At 63.4% G+C, this 21149-nt stretch carries 17 protein-coding genes; 14 read left to right on the top strand and 3 right to left on the bottom strand.

The genetic code is table 11. The features are described from left to right. The first annotated feature begins 83 nt into the window (after positions 1-83). The 6 genes from HRJ34_RS28645 (at position 84) to HRJ34_RS28620 (ending at position 7152) form a co-directional block, all read left to right on the top strand. Positions 84-464 carry a hypothetical protein gene (locus tag HRJ34_RS28645; protein ID WP_024018504.1) on the top strand — a complete coding sequence of 127 codons (381 nt, stop codon included), beginning with the start codon at positions 84-86 and terminating at the stop codon, positions 462-464. A gap of 12 nt (positions 465-476) precedes the next feature. After that, a complete protein-coding gene (locus HRJ34_RS28640; RefSeq protein WP_024018503.1) occupies positions 477-2456 on the top strand; it encodes an FAD-binding oxidoreductase in 1980 nt (659 codons plus the stop codon). A 1-nt stretch (position 2457) separates the two neighbouring features. Next, complete coding sequence (locus HRJ34_RS28635; protein ID WP_024018502.1) at positions 2458-3141, top strand: iron reductase; 684 nt, start codon at positions 2458-2460, stop codon at positions 3139-3141. After that, a complete protein-coding gene (locus HRJ34_RS28630; protein WP_024018501.1) occupies positions 3138-3833 on the top strand; it encodes a cytochrome c3 family protein in 696 nt (231 codons plus the stop codon). The genes HRJ34_RS28635 and HRJ34_RS28630 overlap by 4 nt, the downstream gene beginning before the upstream one ends. Before the next feature lie 238 nt (positions 3834-4071). Beyond that, positions 4072-5397, top strand: a complete 1326-nt coding sequence (locus tag HRJ34_RS28625; protein WP_226949255.1) for an NRAMP family divalent metal transporter — start codon at positions 4072-4074, stop codon at positions 5395-5397. A 465-nt stretch (positions 5398-5862) separates the two neighbouring features. Continuing rightward, complete coding sequence (locus HRJ34_RS28620; RefSeq protein WP_226949254.1) at positions 5863-7152, top strand: glycosyltransferase family 4 protein; 1290 nt, start codon at positions 5863-5865, stop codon at positions 7150-7152. A 37-nt stretch (positions 7153-7189) separates the two neighbouring features. Here HRJ34_RS28620 and HRJ34_RS28615 read toward each other — a convergent pair whose 3' ends face one another. Both HRJ34_RS28615 and HRJ34_RS28610 read right to left on the bottom strand, forming a co-directional pair. Continuing rightward, positions 7190-10195, bottom strand: a complete 3006-nt coding sequence (locus HRJ34_RS28615; RefSeq protein ID WP_208634701.1) for a Tn3 family transposase — start codon at positions 10193-10195, stop codon at positions 7190-7192. 9 nt (positions 10196-10204) lie between these two features. Continuing rightward, positions 10205-10822: a recombinase family protein gene (locus HRJ34_RS28610; RefSeq protein WP_208634700.1), complete on the bottom strand. Its 618-nt coding sequence runs from the start codon at positions 10820-10822 to the stop codon at positions 10205-10207. A gap of 377 nt (positions 10823-11199) precedes the next feature. Here HRJ34_RS28610 and HRJ34_RS28605 point away from each other — a divergent pair, with 377 nt between their 5' ends. Further along, on the top strand, positions 11200-12183 hold the full coding sequence (locus HRJ34_RS28605) for an alpha/beta fold hydrolase (protein WP_208634699.1): 984 nt from the start codon (positions 11200-11202) through the stop codon (positions 12181-12183). A gap of 12 nt (positions 12184-12195) precedes the next feature. Here the strand turns inward: HRJ34_RS28605 and HRJ34_RS28600 are convergent, their stop codons facing one another. After that, positions 12196-13350, bottom strand: a complete 1155-nt coding sequence (locus HRJ34_RS28600; RefSeq protein ID WP_208634698.1) for a Gfo/Idh/MocA family protein — start codon at positions 13348-13350, stop codon at positions 12196-12198. 189 nt (positions 13351-13539) lie between these two features. On the opposite strand from HRJ34_RS28600, the gene HRJ34_RS29385 reads away from it, so the two are divergent. From HRJ34_RS29385 to HRJ34_RS28570, 7 genes are all read left to right on the top strand, one after another. Continuing rightward, entirely contained in the window at positions 13540-14334 is a 795-nt protein-coding gene (locus HRJ34_RS29385) for an amidohydrolase family protein (RefSeq protein ID WP_226949253.1), read from the top strand. Positions 14335-14407: 73 nt separating this feature from the next. Then, a complete protein-coding gene (locus HRJ34_RS28595) occupies positions 14408-15985 on the top strand; it encodes an AMP-binding protein (protein WP_226949257.1) in 1578 nt (525 codons plus the stop codon). A gap of 26 nt (positions 15986-16011) precedes the next feature. Further along, positions 16012-17199, top strand: a complete 1188-nt coding sequence (locus tag HRJ34_RS28590; RefSeq protein ID WP_208634696.1) for a thiolase family protein — start codon at positions 16012-16014, stop codon at positions 17197-17199. Beyond that, entirely contained in the window at positions 17196-17657 is a 462-nt protein-coding gene (locus HRJ34_RS28585) for a Zn-ribbon domain-containing OB-fold protein (protein WP_208634695.1), read from the top strand. Before HRJ34_RS28590 ends, HRJ34_RS28585 begins: the two co-directional genes overlap by 4 nt. Before the next feature lie 279 nt (positions 17658-17936). Next, positions 17937-18866, top strand: coding sequence for a TauD/TfdA dioxygenase family protein (locus HRJ34_RS28580; RefSeq protein WP_208634694.1), 930 nt, complete (start codon positions 17937-17939; stop codon positions 18864-18866). A gap of 153 nt (positions 18867-19019) precedes the next feature. Beyond that, positions 19020-19589 (top strand): hypothetical protein, encoded by a 570-nt coding sequence (locus HRJ34_RS28575; RefSeq protein ID WP_208634693.1) that lies wholly within the window; start codon positions 19020-19022, stop codon positions 19587-19589. A 308-nt stretch (positions 19590-19897) separates the two neighbouring features. After that, positions 19898-21058, top strand: a complete 1161-nt coding sequence (locus HRJ34_RS28570; protein ID WP_208634692.1) for an NADH:flavin oxidoreductase — start codon at positions 19898-19900, stop codon at positions 21056-21058. The last annotated feature ends 91 nt before the right edge of the window (positions 21059-21149 follow it).

Below are 21149 nucleotides of genomic sequence, written 5' to 3'. Positions count from 1 at the left end.
TATATTGGCGAAAATCGATTTGTGGTCCCTCGGGGCCGTTGCCAGCCGGATGTTCGGCCGGTCATAGCAATGGAGTATTGATCATGATCATGACGCGTTCTTCCCGCTTGCGCGCGCTCGCCCTAGGGGGTGCAATCGTGCTGTCGCCCGCCATCGCCTCGGCCCAGGGGCAAACCACCGGCCATCCGTCGACCCAGTCTGCGCCCTCCGCCAACGGGTCGATGCCGGCAGGCGGCATGGAGAAGCACGACGCGATGCCAGGCATGGCCGGCATGCCGATGCAGGACGACAAGATGCCTGCGGCCATGCCTCCGATGGCAAAGAAGGCCGGATGCTGCGGCATGAAGAAGATGCCGATGGCCAAGCACAAGGCAGCCCCGCACCGCCGCCATGCGAAACCCGCCACCGCGAAGCCGGCGCCGATGCCCGCGGACAAGCCGATGCCCATGAAGGATGACATGTAAGGAAGTCCTCAGGTGACGCGCCCTCACAACAACATCACCGGCCTCAAGCTATCGCGGGCTTTGAGGACGAGCGGTATCGCACTCGCGCTGGCGATGATCTCCGGATCACCGCCAGCGTCGGCGCAGATGGCCGAGTCAGAGCACGCGTCGCATCATCCAGCGGGCGGAGCCGCCGCGCCAGCGGCGATGCCAGCGGGCAACGTGATGGGGGCAGCAGCTCCGGCCGCGGCGAAAGCTGCCGATCCCATGGCGGCGATGATGAAAGGGATGATGGTGCCGTCGCCGGGTACCAAAATGGGCGCGGGACCGGCGGGATGCTGTGGAAACGGCGGCGCCAAACCCTTCTACCCCTCGCTGATGGACTGGCCCGTCCTGACCGATGAGGCACGACGGACGGTACGCGCCGCGGCTCTCGCCCGCCTGGGGTCGGGCGCCGAGGTCCTGACCGCGGAGCAAGCCCGGCTTCACCACGCTCTCATGTCGAACGACACGAAAGGAGCCCAGGATGCGATCAGGGGCGCCCGCGAAGGCCTCGCACTCGCGGACAGCGGAGCAGGCGCGCTCAGGGGCCTCGAAGAGGGCCGCCCTCCCCGGCAGATTGCCCTGAGCTGGTTCAAGACCCAGTCGGGTTTTGCCGTCAGCGACCAGATGGCATACGGAAACGAGCTGGCGGGCCTTTCCTGGTGGCACCTGATCGCGATGGCGCTGCTGGCGGCGGCTCTGGTTGCGGCGCTGCTACTCCGATGGGCGCGGCTGCGCCGCATCGCAAGCTTGGTGGAGCGGCTCGCACCAGGCGGGGCTACACCACCGGCCAGTCCGGCCACCTCTCCGGCCCCGGCCCCCATCGTGCCGGCGCCCGCTGCTCCTGCAGGCGCAGCTACGCCCGGCAGCGCCACGCCGGCAGCGCCGCGCCTGTGGAAAGGCGTCCTGCGGATCACCGCGATCTTCGACGAGACCCCGAGCGTCAAGACGTTCCGGCTCATGGAACCGAACCGCGGGCCGATGCCGTTCACGTTCCTGCCCGGCCAATATGCCTCGATCACCTCGGAGATCGAAGGCCAGAAGGTCCGACGATCCTACACGATCTCGTCGTCGCCCACACAGCGCGACTATATCGAGCTCACGATCAAGCGCGAACAATATGGGCTGGAATCGCGCCATCTCCATGATCATGCCGCTACGGGCGACCTTCTCGAGATTGCGGCGCCCGCGGGCCGGTTCTTCTTCACCGGCAAGGAAGCCGAGGGGATCGTCCTGATCGCCGGCGGAGTCGGCATCACACCGATGATGAGTGTGCTGCGCAGCCTGACGGACCGCTCCTATGAACACGACATCTACCTCCTCTACGGTGTCAACACGCCGACGGATCTGATCTTTCGCGAGGAATGCGACTATCTGGCGCGGCGCCACCACAAGCTTCACATCGTCTCCATCGTCGCAAAGCCCGAAGGGACCGACTGGGCCGGGCCTTCCGGTTATTTGACGGCCGATTTCATCGCCGCTTCCGTTCCCGAAATCGCCAGCAGGCGCGTTCACCTGTGCGGCCCGCCGCCGATGATGGACGCGGTGAAGGCGGCGCTTGCGCAGCTCAAGGTGCCGGCGGAGCAGGTAAAGACGGAGGAATTCGCGCCCCCCAAGGGCGGACCCGTCCTTGAAGATGAACCGGCGGAGACCGCGACCGACAGCTCGGCATCGGCCGCCCCGCAGACGCCGCCCGCCATTCCTTCCGCGCAGGCGACGATCGCTTTTTCGAAGTCCGGCAAAAGCGGTGCACTCGCACCCGATCAGTCCGTGCTCGAGGCGGCGGAGGCCATTGGCGTGGCCATCGACTATGAATGCAGGGTCGGCATCTGCGGAAGGTGCAAGGTCCCGCTGCGGCAGGGCCAAGTGACGATGGAAGTGGAAGACGCTCTCGCCGCCGACGAGAAGGCCGACGGTATCATCCTCGCCTGCCAGGCAAAATCGGTGGGCGATCTCGTGGTGGACGCTTGAGATGACCGAAACCGAGAAAGTAACGGTCGGCGCTCTCTTGACCGCTCTTGCGCTGCTGGTCCCGGCCTTCCTGCTGCATTCCGCGCCGCGGTTCCCCGGGAGCCTGGCGGGAGGCCTGTTCGGCATCGCCGCCGCCCTGCTTTTCGTGCTCCTGCTCGTCTACAGCATCGTGAAGCGGCAGGCGTGGGTCAAGCAGCGCACGCAGCGTCTCGTCTCGCTTGGCGGACTGCTCAGTTTCCATGTGTATGCCGGCGCGATCGGCGCGCTGCTCGGGATTATCCATTCAGGGCACAAGTTTCAAAGTCCGATCGGCATCGCCCTCGTGATCGCGATGCTGACAGTCGTCGTCACGGGCTTCATCGGCCGATATTATCTGGCGCAGGTCGGCCAGGAATTGCGGTTTCAGCAAAAGGAACTCAAGGTCCTGCGCGACCGCTATGACGTCCTGGCGGCCGTATCGGCCGATCTGCACGGTCAGAACATCGTTGATCCATCAGGACTGCCGCTGGACTCGCTGCTCGGCGCGATAGCCGATCTCGAATTCACGATTACCGCACGCGACGTCATCAAGGCCACGCTCGACAGGTGGATCGTCGTGCATATCGTCGCGGCGATCATCATGTACGGATTGCTGACGATGCACATCTGGAGCAGCATCTACTTCGGCCTGCGGTGGTGGCCATGAACCGGACGACCATCGTCTATCTGATCCTTGCGACGCTCGCGGTGGCCGCCGCGATCGCCGTCCCCCTCACCATCTACCGCTCGGGCAGCACCGCGCTGCCGCAATGGGCGTCGTCGGTTCGACCCGGGCCGCTATCGAACGCCCATGCATTTCTCGAAGGCAAGTGCGAGAGCTGTCACACGCCCAATCGCGGGATCAAGGCCGAAACCTGTATTGCCTGCCATGCGTCGGCGCCGGAATTGCTTATGAAGCCGGAGACCGCCTTCCACGTTAACGTCACGGAATGCGCCGGCTGCCATGTCGAACATCAGGGGAGAGACATTCGGCCGGTCCGCATGGATCATGCCGTACTCGAGAAGATCGCCCAGCGTGGCATGAACCATCCCGCGGGGCTCGACTGCCAGTCCTGTCATGCCCCCCGGGACACGCATAAGGGCTTCTTCGGCACGGACTGCGCCAGCTGCCATCTCACGAGCAGCTGGAAGATCAGCGGATTTCTCCACCCCAGCCCCAAATCAACCGAATGTTCGCAGTGCCACAAGCCGCCGCCGAGCCATAACATGATGCACTTCGAAATGATGGACAAGACGATCACCGGCGAGAAGAGCGCCCGCGTGGAGCAGTGCTTCGCGTGTCACCAGACCGACTCATTCAACAATATCAAGGGTGTCGGCATGGTGAAGGTCCATTGACCCGTCATAGGGGTGTACCGGCAACAGTCGCTACGCGCGCTTTACTCCAGCCCGAAAGAGCAATTCGAGGATTTCCCGGAGTTGGAAAGGGCGCTGCCCGACAGCTTTTCCTCGCGCCACGTCCGTTCGCGCGAAAATGCCGCTGCCCGCAGACCACATTCACGAAACCGAACTCAAGGATCCGTAACCGGCCGACCAAAGAACTGGAAAAATGGGACCAGCGTGCACGAGAACCCCGTTGGCGCGCGAGCCGGATTCCCAACAGGACGGCCCTTTGATGAAAGCTCCACGCCCAAAGGCGTCTCGCACCCGCCGATTGCGACGCATCCGCCAAATATTTGGCCCAGGATTTATTGCCGGAGCCGCCGACGACGATCCCAGCGGGATTGCAACCTATGCGCAAGCCGGCGCGGCTTATGGATATATGCTTGGCTGGACCATGCTTCTCACCTGGCCGCTTGCCGCGGCCGTGCAGGAGATCTGTGGTCGAATAGGGCGAAGTACCCGCGCCGGGCTGGCTGAAACCATTCGTCGTCGTTGTCCATCACCCGTTCTAAGGCTCGTTGTCCTCCTCCTGTTCATCGCAAATATCATCAATCTCGGGGCCGACCTGGGTGCAATGGGCTCGGCGATGTCTCTCATAGGCGGCGGTCCCCCGCACCCCTGGGTGATCGTCTTTGCGCTTGCTTCAACATTGCTCGAGACGTTTGTGGACTATCAGCGATATGCCCGGCTCTTGCGATGGATGACCCTGGCGCTCCTGGCTTATGCGGCGACGGCATTTGTGGTGCATGTATCCTGGGGCTCGGTCTTGCGCGGGCTTGTAGTACCAGCCATGCCCGGCTCGGGAGCGTGGATGCTGGTGGCGGCGATCTTTGGCACCACGATCAGCCCCTATCTTTTCTTTTGGCAGGCCTCGCAGGAAGCCGAAGAAGCGGGCCTGGCCAGCGCTGGTGATGCGGAGCCAGGGCCAGACTGGCAAGTGCGCCGTATCCGACTGGACAGCTGGCTCGGAATGCTGTTCTCGAACGTCATTGCCATCTTCATCATCGTGACGACGGCCGCAACTCTGAATGTCGCTGGAACCACCCAGATTGATACGGCTGCTCAAGCGGCCGAGGCGCTTCGACCGCTTGCAGGCGATTTTGCCTTCGCGCTTTTCGCTGTCGGAATCATCGGGACCGGCATGCTCGCCATTCCGGTGCTCGCCGGCTCTGCGGCCTATGCCGTTTCTGAAGCATTTGGTTGGCGGACCGGCCTTGCGCAAAGCGCTGGGCGGGCCAAGGCCTTCTATGGCGTAATTGCTGCCGCGGGGTTGCTGGGTGTGCTTGTGCACTTCTCCTCGATCGATCCGATGAGGGCATTGCTATGGAGTGCTGTCGTCAACGGCTTTGTTGCAGCCCCACTTATTGCCCTGGTGATATGGCTCGGCTCGGATTCCGAAGCGATGAACGGCCAGCCCATTCCTCGGCGGCTGCAACTGCTCGGTGGCGCAGCCTGTCTGGTCATGGTCGGTGTTGCCATAATGACCACAGTTTCGTGGATCGCCCCGACCGCGCGATAAATGATGATGATCCCCTGGCGATCCAGCGCTCGCACGCACAGATCAAGCTTGGCACGAGATTGACGCGTTCCGCCCTCAGCAATTTCAGCATCGTGAATCCGGCCGACGCGCGGCCTGGCTCAGGCGACGCCGGTCAGCAAGTCCTGCGCACATTACGTAACGCGACGTGTGTGTGCTTGCCATAAATCGAAGAAATGCAAGCCAATCGCCCAAGTCACCGCGCCAGCATTAACGCCGTCAGGCCGGCGCGGCCGCGCAATCCTGTGTCCAAGCTGCTCAGGCGTGGAGACAGAATATTGGCCTTGACTCTGGACGGTGGTCGAAGCCCGACAACATGGTCGGATCATGAACCCCATTGCTCGGCAACCGTCGTCTTGCCGCGGCGCGAACACGAGGGAGCAGCGGACGCGGCCCCCAAGGCGGCATGAGCCGCTCTGAGAGATATTTTCATATTTGAGGTCGAGCATGAACCACTCTGTGATCATTCCCCCGCTCAAGCGTATCGCTGTCGTAGGAACCTGCATTCCAAGGCAGTGTGGCATCGCCACCTTCACCAACGATCTGCAGCAGGCGTTGAAGAACTGCGATTCCGATCTCTCTTCAATGACGATCGCGTTGACGGACGATGCCAACACTTACGCCTATCCGCCCGATGTCGCCCTGGAGATCCAGCAGGCCTCGCCCGCGTCCTATGCAGTCGCCGCCGACTTCCTCAACGTGTCGAACGTCGATCTCGTTTCTCTTCAGCACGAGTTCGGGATCTTCGGAGGTGAGGCCGGTGAATTCATCCTTGGCCTTCTCAGCGGCCTCAACGCTCCGATCGTCACGACGCTGCACACCGTACTGGCCAACCCCAACCCTGCACAACGTCGCGTCATGGATGGCATCATCAAACACTCATCCCGCCTCGTCGTCATGGCGGACAAAGGACGGCGCATTCTGCAGGACGTCTATGATGTCCCGACCGAGCACATCGCCGTGATACCCCACGGCGTTCCGGACCGCGCCTTTATCGATCCGGCGATGGCGAAGCACAAACTGGGACTTGCAGACCGGACCTTGTTGATGACCTTTGGCCTGCTTGGTCCAGGCAAAGGTATCGAAACGGCAATTCGCGCAGTGCCGGCACTCGTTCGCGACCATCCCAATCTGCTCTATATGATTGTCGGCGCGACCCACCCCAACCTCGTTAGGGATGAAGGCGAACGCTATCGCGATAGCCTCGTTGCACTCGCAACCGAACTCGGCGTCATCGAGAATATTTGCTTTGTCGACCGTTATCTCTCACTGGATGAGCTGCTCGACCATTTGGCTGCATGCGATATCTACCTATCGCCTTACCCCAATGAAGCGCAGATCGTTTCAGGAACGCTCGCTTACGCTGTTGCCCTTGGTAAAGCGGTCGTCTCCACGCCCTTCTGGTATGCGCAGGAACTGCTCGCCGACCATTGTGGCGTGCTGGTGCCTTTTTCGGAACCGGATGCACTCGGAGCTGCCGTCGCTCGATTGATCGTCGATGGCGCGTCGCGTAGCGAGATTAGAACCCGCGCGTACGAGCGCGGTCGCGCGATGATCTGGTCGAGCGTGGCGAAGCAGTACCTGAAAGTCTTCTCCGATGTCCGATTTGAAAGACGCTCCGGCGCTTCTCGGGCTATACGTCCTGTAAATGACGAAGCCTGGAACAGGGCGCTTCCACCGATAAACACGGACCATCTCGCCGCTCTTACCGACATGGTCGGCGTAACCGGGGTTTGAGTAGCAACGGAACAGAAAACCTACATAGGGCGCACCTTCAGGCGTCGTCGATACCCACAGCACCGGGATCGCGTAGCGGCCGAAGCTCGCCGCGCGCCACCATGTCGGGGATGGTGAAGGCGTAGCGCCCGAGCATGTTGATGTGCTTGGTTCCGAGCGGCGAAAGGCGGGCGACGTCCTCGTCCAGGATCACATGACCTTCGGCGCGGAGCTGGTTGAGAGCGGCGTCGATGTAGATCGTGTTCCAGAGCACGACCAGATTGACGACGAGCCCTAGCGCGCCGAGTTGATCCTCCTGTCCTTCACGGTAGCGCTGGCGCAGTTCACCGCGCTTGCCGTGGAACACGGTACGGGCAAGCTGGTGACGGCTCTCGCCGCGGTTAAGCTGGACGAGGATGCGGCGTCGGTAGGGTTCGTCGTCGATGAACCGCAGCATGTAGAGCGACTTGATGAGGCGGCCGAGTTCCTGGAGGGCGCGCGCCAGCCTTGTCGGACGATCGTTGGTCTGGAGGACGCGGGTGAGTCCGGTCGCGCGCACGACGCCGAGTTTCAGCGATCCGGCCAGGCGAAGGAGGTCATCCCAGTGCTCGACAATCAGCCTGGTGTTGATCCTGTTCGCCGCGAGGTCATCCAGCACGCCGTAATCGGCCTTGCCATCGACACGCCAAAACCGCGCGCCGCCGATATCGGCGATGCGCGGCGAGAACTGGAGCCCAAGCAGGTGGAAGACGCCGAAGATCGTGTCGGTATAGCCGGCCGTATCGGTCATGATCTCGCTTGGCCGCAATTCGGTTTCCTGGTCGAGCACGACCGCCAGCAGATGGAGACTGTCGCGCAGCGTACCGGGGACCGTCACGGCATTCAGCCCGGAAAAGCGGTCGGAAACCAGATTGTACCAGGTGACGCCGCGTTCGCGCCCGAAATAGCGCGGGTTTGGGCCGGCGTGGATCGTGCGGACCGGCACGGTAAACCGCAGCCCATCGGCCGAGGCAACCTCGCCGCCACCCCAGGCGCGGGTCAGTGGGATCCTGTTGTGCGCGGCGACCAGCAGCGCGTTGGCGGTGGTCAGCGTCTCGGCGCGCATGAAGTTCTGTTTCACCCAGCTCAGCCGAGACCGGCGCAGCGCGGGCACCTCGGGACGTACAAGCGGCTCGAACCCGGTATTGGTCGCCTCCGCGACAAGCACCGCGCAGATCGTCGTCGCTATATCCTCGGCGCGCGCATTGCCTTCGCTGGCATGAGTGAACGCCGCCCCGAACCCGGTTCGCGCGTGCATCTCCAGGATCAGCTCGGGGAGATCCAACTGCGGCAGCCGTGCATCGATCGCCTTATGGAGATCGGTGAGGCTGAGCGGCTCGTCGATCTTGTCGAGCGGCCCGATCGACAGGTCGGCACCGCCCGCGGTCTTTGTGATGGTCACTGCATTATTGGCCGGCACGCGCGCGGCTGTCTCGCGGTAGGCGAGATCGATCCGCGCCGACAGTTTGGCGATTTCCTCGTCGCCAGCGACCGCCACGCCGACCGTGCGGCATACCGTCGGTCGGGCCGCTTCCCAGGCGGCCCCCGTCAGCAGGCCCTTGCGCGGGTCGGCATAGCGAAGCGAGCGAACGGGAAAGACATCTCGGCGACGGATGGCGCGGCGTAGCCGGTCGAGCGTACAAAGCCGGTAACCGGTCAGATCGAATGCACCGTCATCGGTCTTCAGCTGACGACCCCAGGCCTTGGGGACGAACGCGGTCGGCGTCGGCCCACGGCGCTTTTCGCCCTGGTGAACTCTGCGCAGGTGATCGACTGCGTCCAGCAGCGGCTGCCCCGCAGGCGCGGCGGCAAGATCCAGCCCAGCAAGCATTTTCGGCAGATAGCGCATCGTACCAGTCTGTCGGCGCAACTCGACGAAGTAGCTCTCGTCGGTCGGGCGGGCGAGCAGATTCACCTGCGCGACGGCGTCGGTCAGCGCTGCCCGGTCGACCAGCGCGAACACGGCCGCGCGGACCTCCGTGTCGCCGATACTGTCATCGAGCAGCACGGCACCGACATCGCGAAGCCGGAGCGATGCGGCGTCGAGATCGCGCAGTGAGCGCATCCTGGCTTCCTTGGCGTTGATCCGTGCGTTGGAGAACATCCTGGTCGATACGGCGTCGAACAGGTCGATGACATCGTCGCTGGCCGACGCTTCGAGGGTGCGGATGAACGCGACCAGGGTGGCGGCGCGGCGATCATCGGGAAGTCGGGCTACGGCCTGCGCCCTTGCGGCAGCGGCAAATCGCGCAAGGGCAGCCGCCTTGCCTGGTGGCACGCGGTCCAGTTCGGGCAAGCCTGCGGTGAACGTGCGGATCTCGGTCAGGCGGTCGACGGCGCGGCTGATCTCTGGGCCGCTTTGCAGATATGGCCCATCACGCAGCCGATCGAGCGGACTTTGCCGTCCGTCCTCGGTAACAGCGACGAGCGTATCAAGCCGGGTACGTTGCTCTGGCGTCAGCTTGTCGACCAGACGGCTATGAACGTGCGCGGCGACCCGCGTGCGGACCCGTGCAATATCGCGCTCGAGGACGGACAGGCCCGGCAACAGCACCTTGGCTTCGAGCAGCCATATCGCTGCTGCATCGAACAGCGCCGATGGCCGATCGGTGCCCGTCCAGCACAGCGCGTACATGAAACGGTGCAATCGGAACGCGATCCCGGGATCGGAGAAGACGCGGTAGCCATAATGATCGCGGATGCGCGGGCCGTGCCGCCATCGTCCCTTGGTCGCGCAATATCGCGCCATTAGTTCGGCCGGTCCGTCGATCGCCAGTTGATCGCTGGCGAACCGCGTGACCGATGCCGGTGTCTGGGCCGGATCTTCGAGAAAGGTGCCGAGCAGCCTCAACGAGCCAAGCTGCACCGCAACGCCGAGCCGGTTATGGGCGCCGCGGTGCGCGCCGATGAACGCCCGGTCCGCATCGTCGAGGTGAAAGTGACGCGCCAGTTGTTCCGATGTCGGATCGCCAACGAAGCGGCCATATCGCAGTGCTTGGTCATCCGAGAGAAAGCTGACGGGCACCGCTTCGCGTTATGCCGCTGCCGTGGACTTGGTCCCGCGCTTGGCTAGCAGTTCGCTGGCCCGCTCTCGCGGCTGTCCTTTCGCATCGACATAGGCATAAAGCGTCGACACTGACACGCCGAGCTGGATCGCGACATCGCGCGCGGCATTGTCGCGGTCTGCCATCAACGCCATCGCGGCCTTCAACTTCTGTTTGGTCATCACCCGTGGCCGACCGCCTGCGCGACCACGCGCCCTGGCCGCGGCCAGCCCCGCCATCGTGCGCTCGTGGATCAAGTCGCGCTCGAACTCGGCAAGAGTCGCGAAGATACCGAACACCAACCGGCCCGTGACGGTCGTCGTGTCGATATCGCCGGTCAGCACCTTCAGGCCGACCCCGCGCTTCTGCAGATCGCCGACCAGTCCGACGACGTGGGGCAGCGACCGTCCAATCCGGTCGAGCTTCCAGACAACGAGGGTGTCGCCATCACGCATGATATCGATTGCCTTGTCGAGCCCAGCCCGTTCGGTCGCACGGCCCGAGCACACGTCGTCGAAGATCCGGTCGCAGCCAACACGATCCAGCGCATCGCGCTGCAGATCGAGATTTTGCTCGCCCGTCGACACCCGCATGTACCCGATCAGCATCGACGTCCGCCCCCTTTTTCATCAATCTATCGAAGGATGAGTTTACCGGCTATAGATTTCTGGACGGGTATATATGAGATTGAGGGTCATCCAGCGGCCCGCTCACGATCGTGGGGGCGCTTCGCATCAAACCCGGGTTTGATGCGAAGGCAGCCAGCCCAGACTGCCTTGTGTAGGTTTTCTGTTCCGCTGCTACTCAAGCCCCAACTGGTGGAAGCTGGGCATTGGTCGGTTTATCCGAATTATCTATTCGTGATCCGTCGGCTTATATCCCGAAATGCTTTCGGTATGACAGGGGCATCAGGTTTTTGGCTTATCGCGATTTCCGAGTCAGCAGGTGATCCCACCTGCTTGGAAATCGCTCTGGGGAGAGGGACATGCAGAGGATCGAACGCCGCATCGACGTGAGCGCAGCCGCACCGGAACTGGCGGGGCCAGTCGAGATGGCCGTCACCATCTACCTGCCCGATCCCGCCCTGATGCCCGATCGCCCGGTGGCGATCTTCGCCTGCCCCGGCGGCGGCTATTCGCGCCATTATTTCGAAATGCGCTTCGACGGCCATCAGGGCTATCACGAAGCCGAATGGCATGTCGCGCGCGGCACCATTTATGTCAGCATCGACCATGTCGGCGTCGGGCAGAGCAGCATCCCGGACCTGTCGAAGATCAGCTATCAGACGATGGCCGCCACGCATGACAACTGCGTGCGGCAGATCGCCGACATGCTGCGCGCCGGCACGCTGCTACCGGATTTCCCGGCCGTGTCGCCCTTCCTGATCGGCATGGGCCAGTCGATGGGCGGGGGCGTGTCGATCCTGGCCCAGGGCCGCTTCGCCACCTTCGACGCGATCGCGCCCTGCGGCGTCAGCGCGATCCAGACCGCGCTGCCGCAACGCGACAAGGCTGCGTTCGAACATGGCATCCGCCGGTTTGACGCGGTGGCGGAGGGGCGCGTGACCAATCATCTCGATCACGACCATGAAGGGGTCGACTATGTCTATGCCTTCCATTGGGAGGATGTGCCGGCCGACATCCTGGACGAAGACATGAAGGGCGGCTACCCGATCCGCGAGACGAGCCCGATCTTCGGCAGCCTGACCATTCCGCACTGCGCGGTGCAGATGATGCTGCCCGGCACCTTCGCCGCCGACGCGGCACGGATCACGGTGCCGGTGCTGGTCGCCAATGGCGAGCGGGACACCTGTCCCGACCCGCATGCCGAGGCGGCGGCCTATCCCGCGTCGCGCGATATCGGCATCTTCATCGTGCCGACCATGGCGCACATGCACAATTTCGCCTCGACCCGAGAGACGCTGTGGCGGCGGCTGCACGACTGGTCGCGCATGCTCGCCGCCGGCTGAATGGAAGGGTGATCAGCCCATCTCGTCCATGCGGATCCAGCGGCGTTCGAGATTGGCGCGCTCCACCGCTTCCACCACGCGGTGTACGGCGGCGGCCTCGGTGAAGCTGGGCGAGCCTTCGGTGCCATTGCGGATCGCGTCGACCATGTTCTTGAACATCCAGTCCATCGCCGCGAACATGCGCGGTTCGGCGGTGGTGTTGCTCATGCCCGGCACGGCGTAATAGGCGTTGTCGACCATCACTTCGTGGCAATGCCGCTCGCCATAGGTCAGCAGGCGGGTGTCGCCGGCATAGAGCTTGGCCATGGGGAAGTTGCCGAAGCTGTTGTCGATCAGCAGCAGACGGCCCTTGTCGCCCCAGATCTCCACGCGCCACCCTTCGGTATCGGGCACGCACCAGCCTGCCTGCAGACTGCCGATCGCGCCATTTTCCAGGCGCAGCGTCGCGCTGCCCAGATCATGGGTCTCTGGCCGCAGTCTCTCGCCATTGGGCAGGAACCATTCGGGTACGCCGGTCGTCAGCATGCCCGTCGCCTCCGCCACCGGGCCGAGCAGGTGCGTGAGGTAAAGCAGCGAATGGGTGGCGAAATTGCGCCAGGCGCTGCCGCCGCTGCTCTTCTCCGCGATCCAGTAATAGGGATCGGTATGTTCCGAAAAGGCGCAATAGGCGTAGGGCTTGCCCTCGAAATCGTTCAGCGGGAGCATGAGCTGGACGTTGAAGCCCAGCGGCTTGCCGATATAGCCCTCGTCGATCATCCGCTTCATCTGCTGCGCGTGCGGCGCCCAGCGGAACTGCCCGTCGACCACGCCGACCACGCCCGCCGCCTTCTGCGCGTCGCGCATCGTCTCGGCATCGGCCAGGCTGGTGGCGAAGGGCAGGGCGTCATAGACATGCTTGCCGTTCTTCAGCGCCGCCATGACCATGGGGAAGCGGAAGGACGGACGCGTGCCGACGTCGATGATATGGAGATCGGGATCGGCCGACATCTCCTCATGGTTCCAATAGGCCTTGGGGATGTCATATTCCCGGGCCGCCCGCTCGGCGGTCTCCTGCCGCGAGGTACAGATCGCCGCGACCTCGACCCCCTCGATTCGCCGCCACGCCGCGCCATGGACCTTGAGACTCCAGTTCGCGCTGATGATTCCGACCTTGAGCTTGTCCGCCATTGCCTTTCACCTCCGGTTGCTTCCAGAGCGCGCTGCGTTCAATCTGACGCAGGTCGCGCGCTCTGGTTTTTCGTTTTCGCATCGCTTTATGCCAAAAACCGGTTCCCACTTTTTGGCGCGATGATTAATTGGCCGCCTGTGTCCAATTAATCAGGCATCGAGGCAAGGGCGAAGCGGATCATGGATATGATGAGTGCAAAGCCTGCCAGTCGCCCGCGCGGTCGCCCCACGGCGGATGCGGCGCAGGCCCGCGACGAGGACAATCTGGCGGATGTCGACATGGACAGCGCACTGGCCTTCGTCGCCCGGATCGACGAATATACGGTGCGTACGGTACTCGCCGAGGACAATCGGCAATATGAAGGTCGCCTGATCGGCGATATCGCGCGGGAGGAAGGGCGGCATCCGCTCGACGTCATGCTCGACATTGCCGTCCGCGACGAACTGCTCACCAGTTTCGCGCCCGATGTCGGCCATGATGATGAAAAGACGCTCAAGCTGCGGGCAAAGGTGTGGACCGACGACCGCACGCTGATCGGCGCGTCCGATGCTGGCGCCCATATCGACATGATCGACACCTTCGCCTTTTCCACCTCCGTCCTTCAGAATGGAGTCCGCCAATATGGCGTTATCAGCCTGGAGGAGGCCGTCTATCAGATGACGGACCGGCCGGCACGCTACTTCGGCCTGGTCGATCGCGGGCTTCTGAAAGTGGGCTATCATGCCGACATCGTGGTGTTCGATCCCGATACCGTCGGCCGTGGCAAGACCTATATGCGCTACGACGTGCCGGGGGACAATTACCGGACCTATGCCGATGCCACGGGGATCGAGCAGGTCTTCGTCAATGGCGTGCAAATCCTGGAAAAGGGCGAGCATAGCGGCGCGCTGCCCGGCAAGGTCCTGCGGTCGGGCGTCGATACCTATACGGTGGCGCTGGACGCGCTGCGGGAAGGGCGGACCGCCGATCTGGTGGACGCATGAGGGTGCCTGGGGTGAGCATGTTCCATCGTCGCCGTGCACCGGACATGGCGACACAAGGAGGTGTGACGGCGCCATGACGACGACGGACAGCTATACCGACCTTGATCCTGCGCTTCGCACCATCGGCGGGCTGTGGCTCGCCGCGCTGGAGCGATGGCCCGACCGGGCCTTCCTGCGTTTTGGAGAAGAACGCTATACCGTCAGGCAGATGCACGACCATGTGCTCGACTGGATCGCAACCTTCGATCGCGCCGGGCTCGAACGAGGCGCACCCGTCGCCATCCTGATGCGCAACTGCGCGGACTATGTCGCTCTGCTGATCGCGATCGGGGCATCGGGCCGGGTGGCCGTTCCCATCAATGCCGAACTGACCGGCGAACTGCTCGCTTATCCCCTGCTGGACTCCGGGGCCAGGCTGGTCGTCGTCGACGCGGAGCGGGAGGCGATGGTCCGCTCGCTCGCCCTGGAGCCGGCGCCGGTCGTCATCGTCGCGGGGAAGGAGGCTGACCCGGCTGCAACACCGGCGCCATCGGACGCGCCGGCCCTGTTCGCGCAGCGGGTGCGGGACATCGCCCGCAGCGAACCGTCGACCATCCTGTACACGTCCGGCACCACCGGCCCGCCCAAGGGCGCCGTGTTGCCGCAGGAATATTTCGCCTTCCTGGGCTGGTCGTCCGCATCGTCCAACCGGTTCATCGATGGCGATGTCGTGTTCGTCGTCCTGCCGCTTTTCCATATCAACGCGCAGGCAAGCCTGTTCGGCGCGATGCTGTCCGGCATCGAGATCGCCCTGGAGCCGAAATTCAGCGCGGCGACCTTCTGGCGGCGCGTCAGGGATACGGGCGCGACGCATCTGAGCCTGATCGGCCTGATCGGCAATATCCTGATGCAGCGTCCGCCCGAGGAATTCGTGCCCGATCATCGCGTGCGCATGGCGATCGTGATCCCCGCGCCCGATCCGGTGGACGCGTTCGAACGGCGGTTCCAGCTTGAGATATTCTCGAACGCCTATGGCATGACCGAGGCCCCTGTCTGTCCGCCCGGTCGATGCACGCAGATGAGCCGGCCGGGCTTCATCGGCCAGGCCATGGACTATTATGATGTCGCGCTGGCCGATGATGACGACCAGTTGCTGGGCACCGAGCAGGTTGGAGAGATTGTCGTGCGGCCGCGCCTGCCCAACATCATGTTTCACGAATATCTGGGCCGGCCCGAAGCGACGGTCGCCGCCTGGCGCAATCTGTGGTTCCATACCGGCGATCTGGCGCGGCGCGATATCAACGGCGACTATTGGTTCGTCGGGCGGAAGAAGGAATGCATTCGGCGCCGGGGGGAGAATATCGCGCCGATCCAGATCGAGAATGTGGTGCTGAAACTGCCCGGCCTTGTGGAGGCGGCCGCCGTGGCGGTGCCTGCAAAGCTGGGCGAAGACGAGATCAAGCTGGTCGTCGCTCTCCGGGACGGCGCCAATCTGGCGCCGGACGCGATCTGGCGTGCCTGTGCGGAGGGGCTGCCACGCCATATGTGGCCTGCCTATGTCGAGATCGTCCCGCATCTGCCCAAGAACGCCAGTCATCGGGTGATGCGCGACCAGCTTGCCGGGCTTGGCGGACCCGGCGTCTGGGCGGCGACGACGGAGGCCGCGCGATGAGCAGGGGTAGGACGGCGCTGGACGCCGTGCGCATCGTGGGCGTCCATACGACCGAACAGAAGCGCAGCCATGCACCGCGGACCAGCCTTTCGCTGGCGATCGAGGCGATCCGGGGGGCGCTGGCCGATGCCGGGCTGGACATGGACGATGTCGATGCGGTGCTGGGCGCGCCGCTCGACTGGCCGCTGGGCTATGCCGCGATCTCCGGCGGGATGCAGGGCTTCTGGGGCAAGCAGCTGGGCAAGCCCATGCATTGGGGATCGAACAATTATGGCGTGCTCGCCGTGATGGAGGCGGCCGCGATGATCCAGGCCGGGCTGCTGGATGTCGCGGTCGTGGTCTGTGCGTTCAGCGGTGCGGCGTCGCCAGCCTATCGCAAGCAGAATTATCAGGATGGCAGCGCCTTTACGAGCTGGACGGGGTCGTTCACGCCCGCGCAATATGCCCTGGTCGCATCCCGATGGGTGCATGAGCGTGGACCCGATGTCATCGATGCGATGGCGCAGGCATCAGCGACCATCCGCAATTTCGGGGCCCTCAATCCAGCGGCGCTCTATGGCGGGCGACCTTTGGTCACGGGCGCGGATGTCCTGGCTTCGCGCATGATCGCCGATCCGCTCACGCTGCTGATGTGCTGTGCCAATAATGACGGCGGTGGCGCCGTGGTGCTGGCGCGGTCGGACCGGGCGGCGGACACGCGCAAGGGCGGCAACAGGATCATCTGCGCCGGCGAGATGCAATCCAACTCGCCCTATATCGAACCGCCGGTACTGGTCGATCCACGACCGGTCCGCGCCTATATCGCCGACCGCATGGCCGCCGCCGGGATCGGGCCGGGCGACCTCGATATCCTGCAACTCTATGACAATTTCGCCATTCATGTCCTTGATCAGCTTGAATCCTTCGGCATTGCGGGGGTTGGGGAGGCACAGGACATGGTGCTCTCCGGCGCACTCGGACTGGGCGGTCGATACCCGACCTGCACCGATGGCGGCCTGATGTCCTTTGGCCATCTGGGCGGATTTCTGTATCGGGTCGTGGAAGCCGTCAGGCAGTTGCGCGGGGAAGTGGACGATCATTGCCCCGGCGCGGCAGGGGGCGTCCATACCCATGATCCCACCTTGTGCCGCCATGTCGCCGACGCGGAGCTGGCGTTGGTCGCCAACCCCGGATCGCCCACCGGCACGGCGAATTTTCTGGTGATTGCGAAATGACCGACTGCGAGCCGGGACGGCCACTGCCCACGATCGACATGCTGAACGCCCCGTTCTGGGAGGCGGCGCATGACGGCCGTCTGGTCGTGCAGCAATGCGCCATATGCGGCGGCCATGAATGGACACCGCAACTGGTCTGCTCCGCCTGCCTCAGCGGGACACTGGTGTGGACGCCCGTCTCCGGCCAGGGTGAGATTTATGCCCTGACCATCGTGCGCGCCATGCAGGTCGAGGCCATGCCGCCGCCCTATGTCGTGGCGATCGTCCTGCTGGATGAAGGCGTGCATATGCTGACCAATATCGTCGATGCCGATCCGCAAAGCGTGCGGATCGGACAGCGGGTCGAAATAGCGTTTGTGCAGGAACGTGCGGGGATCAGCCTGCCCTGTTTTCGCCCGATCGGCAACGATGCCGGGATTGATTCGCCGTTGCGGTCGTCGGCCGGGGGTGGGCCATGAGCATTGGCACGCAACCTCGTCATGCTGCGAAAGGCCATGCATCTCCGAACTATACATGTATAATAATCATTGTGCGGGCCGATGCTGCATGCTAGCCAATATCAGGCTGAATGCCGAAGGTCGAAGCGACTCGCAGGGGTGGTTTCGATCCGGCTTCATACTAGTATATGGCAACCGCGCCGGGCGGCTGCCGTGGCATGCGGCAAGAGGATCGATAGCTCTGAGCAAGCAGAGCGATACCGATAAGCATGTTGTGATCTTTTGGTGAGAGGTGCTGAAATGTCAGTCGAGTTCCGTCCTTTGAACAATATCGGCGCCGAAGTGGTCGGGCTGGACCTGACCGCGCCGGTCAGTGATTCCGTCAAGGCCGACGTCTATGCGGCCTGGCTTGACTATGGCGTATTGCTGTTCCGGGAGATGGGCACCGACGCCGACGCGCAGGTGGCGCTGACGGAGTGGTTCGGCGATCTTCTGGACAATGAGGATAATTACGCGCTGAAATCGCTCAGCGTCGAGGGCACAAAGCAGATCATCGAGGTCAGCCGGGGCGGCAAGCCCATGTCGCCCAGCTATTTCATTGATGGCAAGCTGACGGCGGGCTTTCTGTTCTGGCATCAGGACCTCGTCTACACGCCGGAAATCTGCAAGGGCAGCCTGCTGCGTATGGTGCAGATCCCCGAAGAAGGCGGGCAGACCGGCTGGGTCGATACCGCAAAGGCCTATGATGCACTGTCGGACGAGATGAAGGCGCGCATCGATGGGATGGAACTGCGCCATTGCCTGCGCACGGACCTGAACGGCGTTCCGTTCGGGCTGCCCAAGTCGCTGCGCGAAGCGACCATGGAAGAGGCCCCCTATGACAAGCCGTCCTTCCCTGCCCTGCCGCATGTCGTGCACCCGCTCGTCCAGCTGCATCCTGAAACCGGGCGCAAGTCACTGGGTATCAGCCCGCTGGGCATTGTCGGCATCCTGGGGCTGCCCAAGGATGAAAGCGACGCGCTGCTGAAGGAACTCGTCGAATTCACGCTCCGGCCCGAATTCATGCTGATCCACGAATGGACCGTCAACGACATGATCGTCTGGGACAACCGCCGGACGATCCACAGCGTGCTGGGCTATCCTTATGGTCAACAGCGGGTCGCGCATCGCACGACGCTGTCGGGCAAGGTGAATTCGGGTCGCCTCTATCAGGAAGCGGTCGACGCGTAAGGCGAATGCCATGCTGTCCCTGGTTCCGGCGACATCGGGAAAGGTCGGCGGGATCGGGGCAGTGCCGCATCGCAACGGGTAGCCGGCTGGGGCAGCCGGGATGCGGTGCGGCGGGATCAATCATGCATCTGGACAATCCGAGGAGAGGGTATCGTGCAGGCCAATCGACCAGAATATACGGTGCTAAGCCATTTTGAGACTGTCTATCGCCCCGGAGAACGGGCGCTGGCATCGCAACTGTTCGAAGCGCTAGGCCTGAAAGTGGTCGATTCCGGGAAATATGTGCTGGGCTTCGTCGGTGACACGGCCAGCGGCAACCTGCTCGAAAACAGCATCACCACGTCCGAGGTCACGCCCGAGCACTGGGCGTTCGAACAGGTTCTGGACAAGGAGCTTCAGCGCCCGGAAGTCGCGGAACTGAGCCAGACCTATTTGCAGGCGCTGAAGACCGCGCCGCAGAACCGGCCGCATTTCGGCATTGCCTATTCCTCACTCGAATCATGGAGCGCGGCCGTCGACGGATTCCAGCGCGCGGTCGAAGCGCATCCCGAACTGAAAGGGCGCGCCCAGATAGCGAGCAAGTTCGTGCCGGGAAGTCCCGGAGCGCAGACGGATTACCTGCATCATGCCTTCATCCACACGGACATTATCGGAACGAGTTGCCTGTCGCTGGGCCTTATCATCGAGTTCCAGCATTATGCGGAGAATCCTACGCCCGCATGATGTCGGCCTTTTGTATCCATGATCAGGCACGGACAGGATCATGCCCTGATCCGGACTGGTCGGATGCCTCATGATCGCCCCGGCAACCGATGCGCTTCTTCGTCATCCACGGATGTGATGGTTGGAAGGCTGGCCTTGGCAGGAAGAATGGAGTGCCTATCCAGTTCGGGATGATGTCTTTGCCGCGTTTACGCCGGGCATGAGTGGCACTGCTATCTCATGGCGCCGGCCAGGGAGCGGCATGGCGAATCTGTGGAGCGCCACTCTTTCATCCCTTTTCTAGCCTCTCTCCCTAGCCAAGGTTGTTTATGCGCGATTTATCGATTCTGTTCGAACCCGTGACCGTCAACGGCGTGACCCTGCCCAACCGGATCGCGATGGCGCCGATGGGGCGCAATTTTGCCGACGACGGCGTGCCGCCCGCCGGCCTTGCCGACTATTTCGCGCGACGGGCGCGGGGTGGCGTTGGCCTGTGCATCGGTGAGGCGTCGAGGGTCGACCATCCGGTCGCGTCCAACGACACGCTGCACACGGCTTTTCATGGGCAGGATGCCCTTGGCGTCTGGCGCACGGTCGTGGATGCGGTCCATGCTGAAGGCGGCTGCTTCATTCCGCAGATCTGGCACGCAGGCATGCTGAGGTCCCCCGTGTCGGATCATCCGCAAATTCCCAGTCCGCATCTGCCGCCGGTCGGGCCTTCGGGCTGGGCCGAACCGCTGGTGCACACGGCCGGATGGGTGACGCCCATCCGTGAAGCCGCGCAGATCGGCGAAGCCATGACGGACAGCGACATCGCAGACGTCATCGCCTCCTTCGCGCGCGCGACAGTCGAAGCGCGGGACATGGGATGCGACGGCGTCAACATCCACGGTGCGCACGGCTATCTGATCGATCAGTTTTTCTGGACGCGCACGAACCTGCGTGACGACGATTATGGCGGCGACCTGCTCAATCGCACTCGGTTCGCCGCGGAACTGGTGTCGGCCGCCCGCGCGGCCGCGGGGCCGGATTTCCCGATCTTCTTCCGCTGGTCGCAATGGAAGCAGCAGGACTATCATTGCAAGATCGCCGAGACGCCGGGCGAGCTGGAAACCTTCCTGCGCCCCCTGGTCGATGCCGGCGTCGACATGTTCGACTGTTCGACGCGCCGCTTCTGGGAACCCGAGTTCGAAGGCAGCGCCCTGAACCTGGCCGGATGGACCAAGAAGCTGACGGGCAAGCCGACCATGACCGTCGGGTCTGTCGGCCTGGAACGCGCGAACTTCGCCGACGACGCGGAAAGCTCCATGAGCGATTCCGGTCTTGCGAGCCTCGATCCGCTGATCGACCGGCTGGAGGCGGGGGAATTCGACCTGGTCGGGGTAGGTCGCATGCTCATTACCAATCCGGAATGGGCCAACCAGGTGCGCGAGGGGCGCGATCATGAGATCAGGCCCTATAGCAATACGCATCTGATGGCCCTGGACTGACTATCACGGGGTTTCGAGACGGGACTGGACTTGGGTTCTGTTCCGATCGGGCCTGGCCGTCGACCGACCGAGCCGCAGGGCTCGGTCTACA

The organism is Rhizorhabdus wittichii (assembly GCF_017607425.1).
Taxonomy (GTDB): domain Bacteria; phylum Pseudomonadota; class Alphaproteobacteria; order Sphingomonadales; family Sphingomonadaceae; genus Rhizorhabdus; species Rhizorhabdus wittichii.
The sequence above is the reverse complement of the archived record's forward strand: the minus strand, read 5'-3'. Positions and strand labels throughout refer to the sequence as shown.

Bases quoted from the DNA above. Each gene is read 5' to 3' on its own strand.
- HRJ34_RS28645 (WP_024018504.1), top strand. From the start codon at position 84: ATGATCATGACGCGTTCTTCCCGCTTGCGCGCGCTCGCCCTAGGGGGT.
- HRJ34_RS28635 (WP_024018502.1), top strand. From the start codon at position 2,458: ATGACCGAAACCGAGAAAGTAACGGTCGGCGCTCTCTTGACCGCTCTT.
- HRJ34_RS28630 (WP_024018501.1), top strand. From the start codon at position 3,138: ATGAACCGGACGACCATCGTCTATCTGATCCTTGCGACGCTCGCGGTG.
- HRJ34_RS28620 (WP_226949254.1), top strand. From the start codon at position 5,863: ATGAACCACTCTGTGATCATTCCCCCGCTCAAGCGTATCGCTGTCGTA.
- HRJ34_RS28610 (WP_208634700.1), bottom strand. From the start codon at position 10,822: ATGCTGATCGGGTACATGCGGGTGTCGACGGGCGAGCAAAATCTCGAT.
- HRJ34_RS28605 (WP_208634699.1), top strand. From the start codon at position 11,200: ATGCAGAGGATCGAACGCCGCATCGACGTGAGCGCAGCCGCACCGGAA.
- HRJ34_RS28600 (WP_208634698.1), bottom strand. From the start codon at position 13,350: ATGGCGGACAAGCTCAAGGTCGGAATCATCAGCGCGAACTGGAGTCTC.
- HRJ34_RS29385 (WP_226949253.1), top strand. From the start codon at position 13,540: ATGAGTGCAAAGCCTGCCAGTCGCCCGCGCGGTCGCCCCACGGCGGAT.
- HRJ34_RS28595 (WP_226949257.1), top strand. From the start codon at position 14,408: ATGACGACGACGGACAGCTATACCGACCTTGATCCTGCGCTTCGCACC.
- HRJ34_RS28585 (WP_208634695.1), top strand. From the start codon at position 17,196: ATGACCGACTGCGAGCCGGGACGGCCACTGCCCACGATCGACATGCTG.
- HRJ34_RS28580 (WP_208634694.1), top strand. From the start codon at position 17,937: ATGTCAGTCGAGTTCCGTCCTTTGAACAATATCGGCGCCGAAGTGGTC.
- HRJ34_RS28570 (WP_208634692.1), top strand. From the start codon at position 19,898: ATGCGCGATTTATCGATTCTGTTCGAACCCGTGACCGTCAACGGCGTG.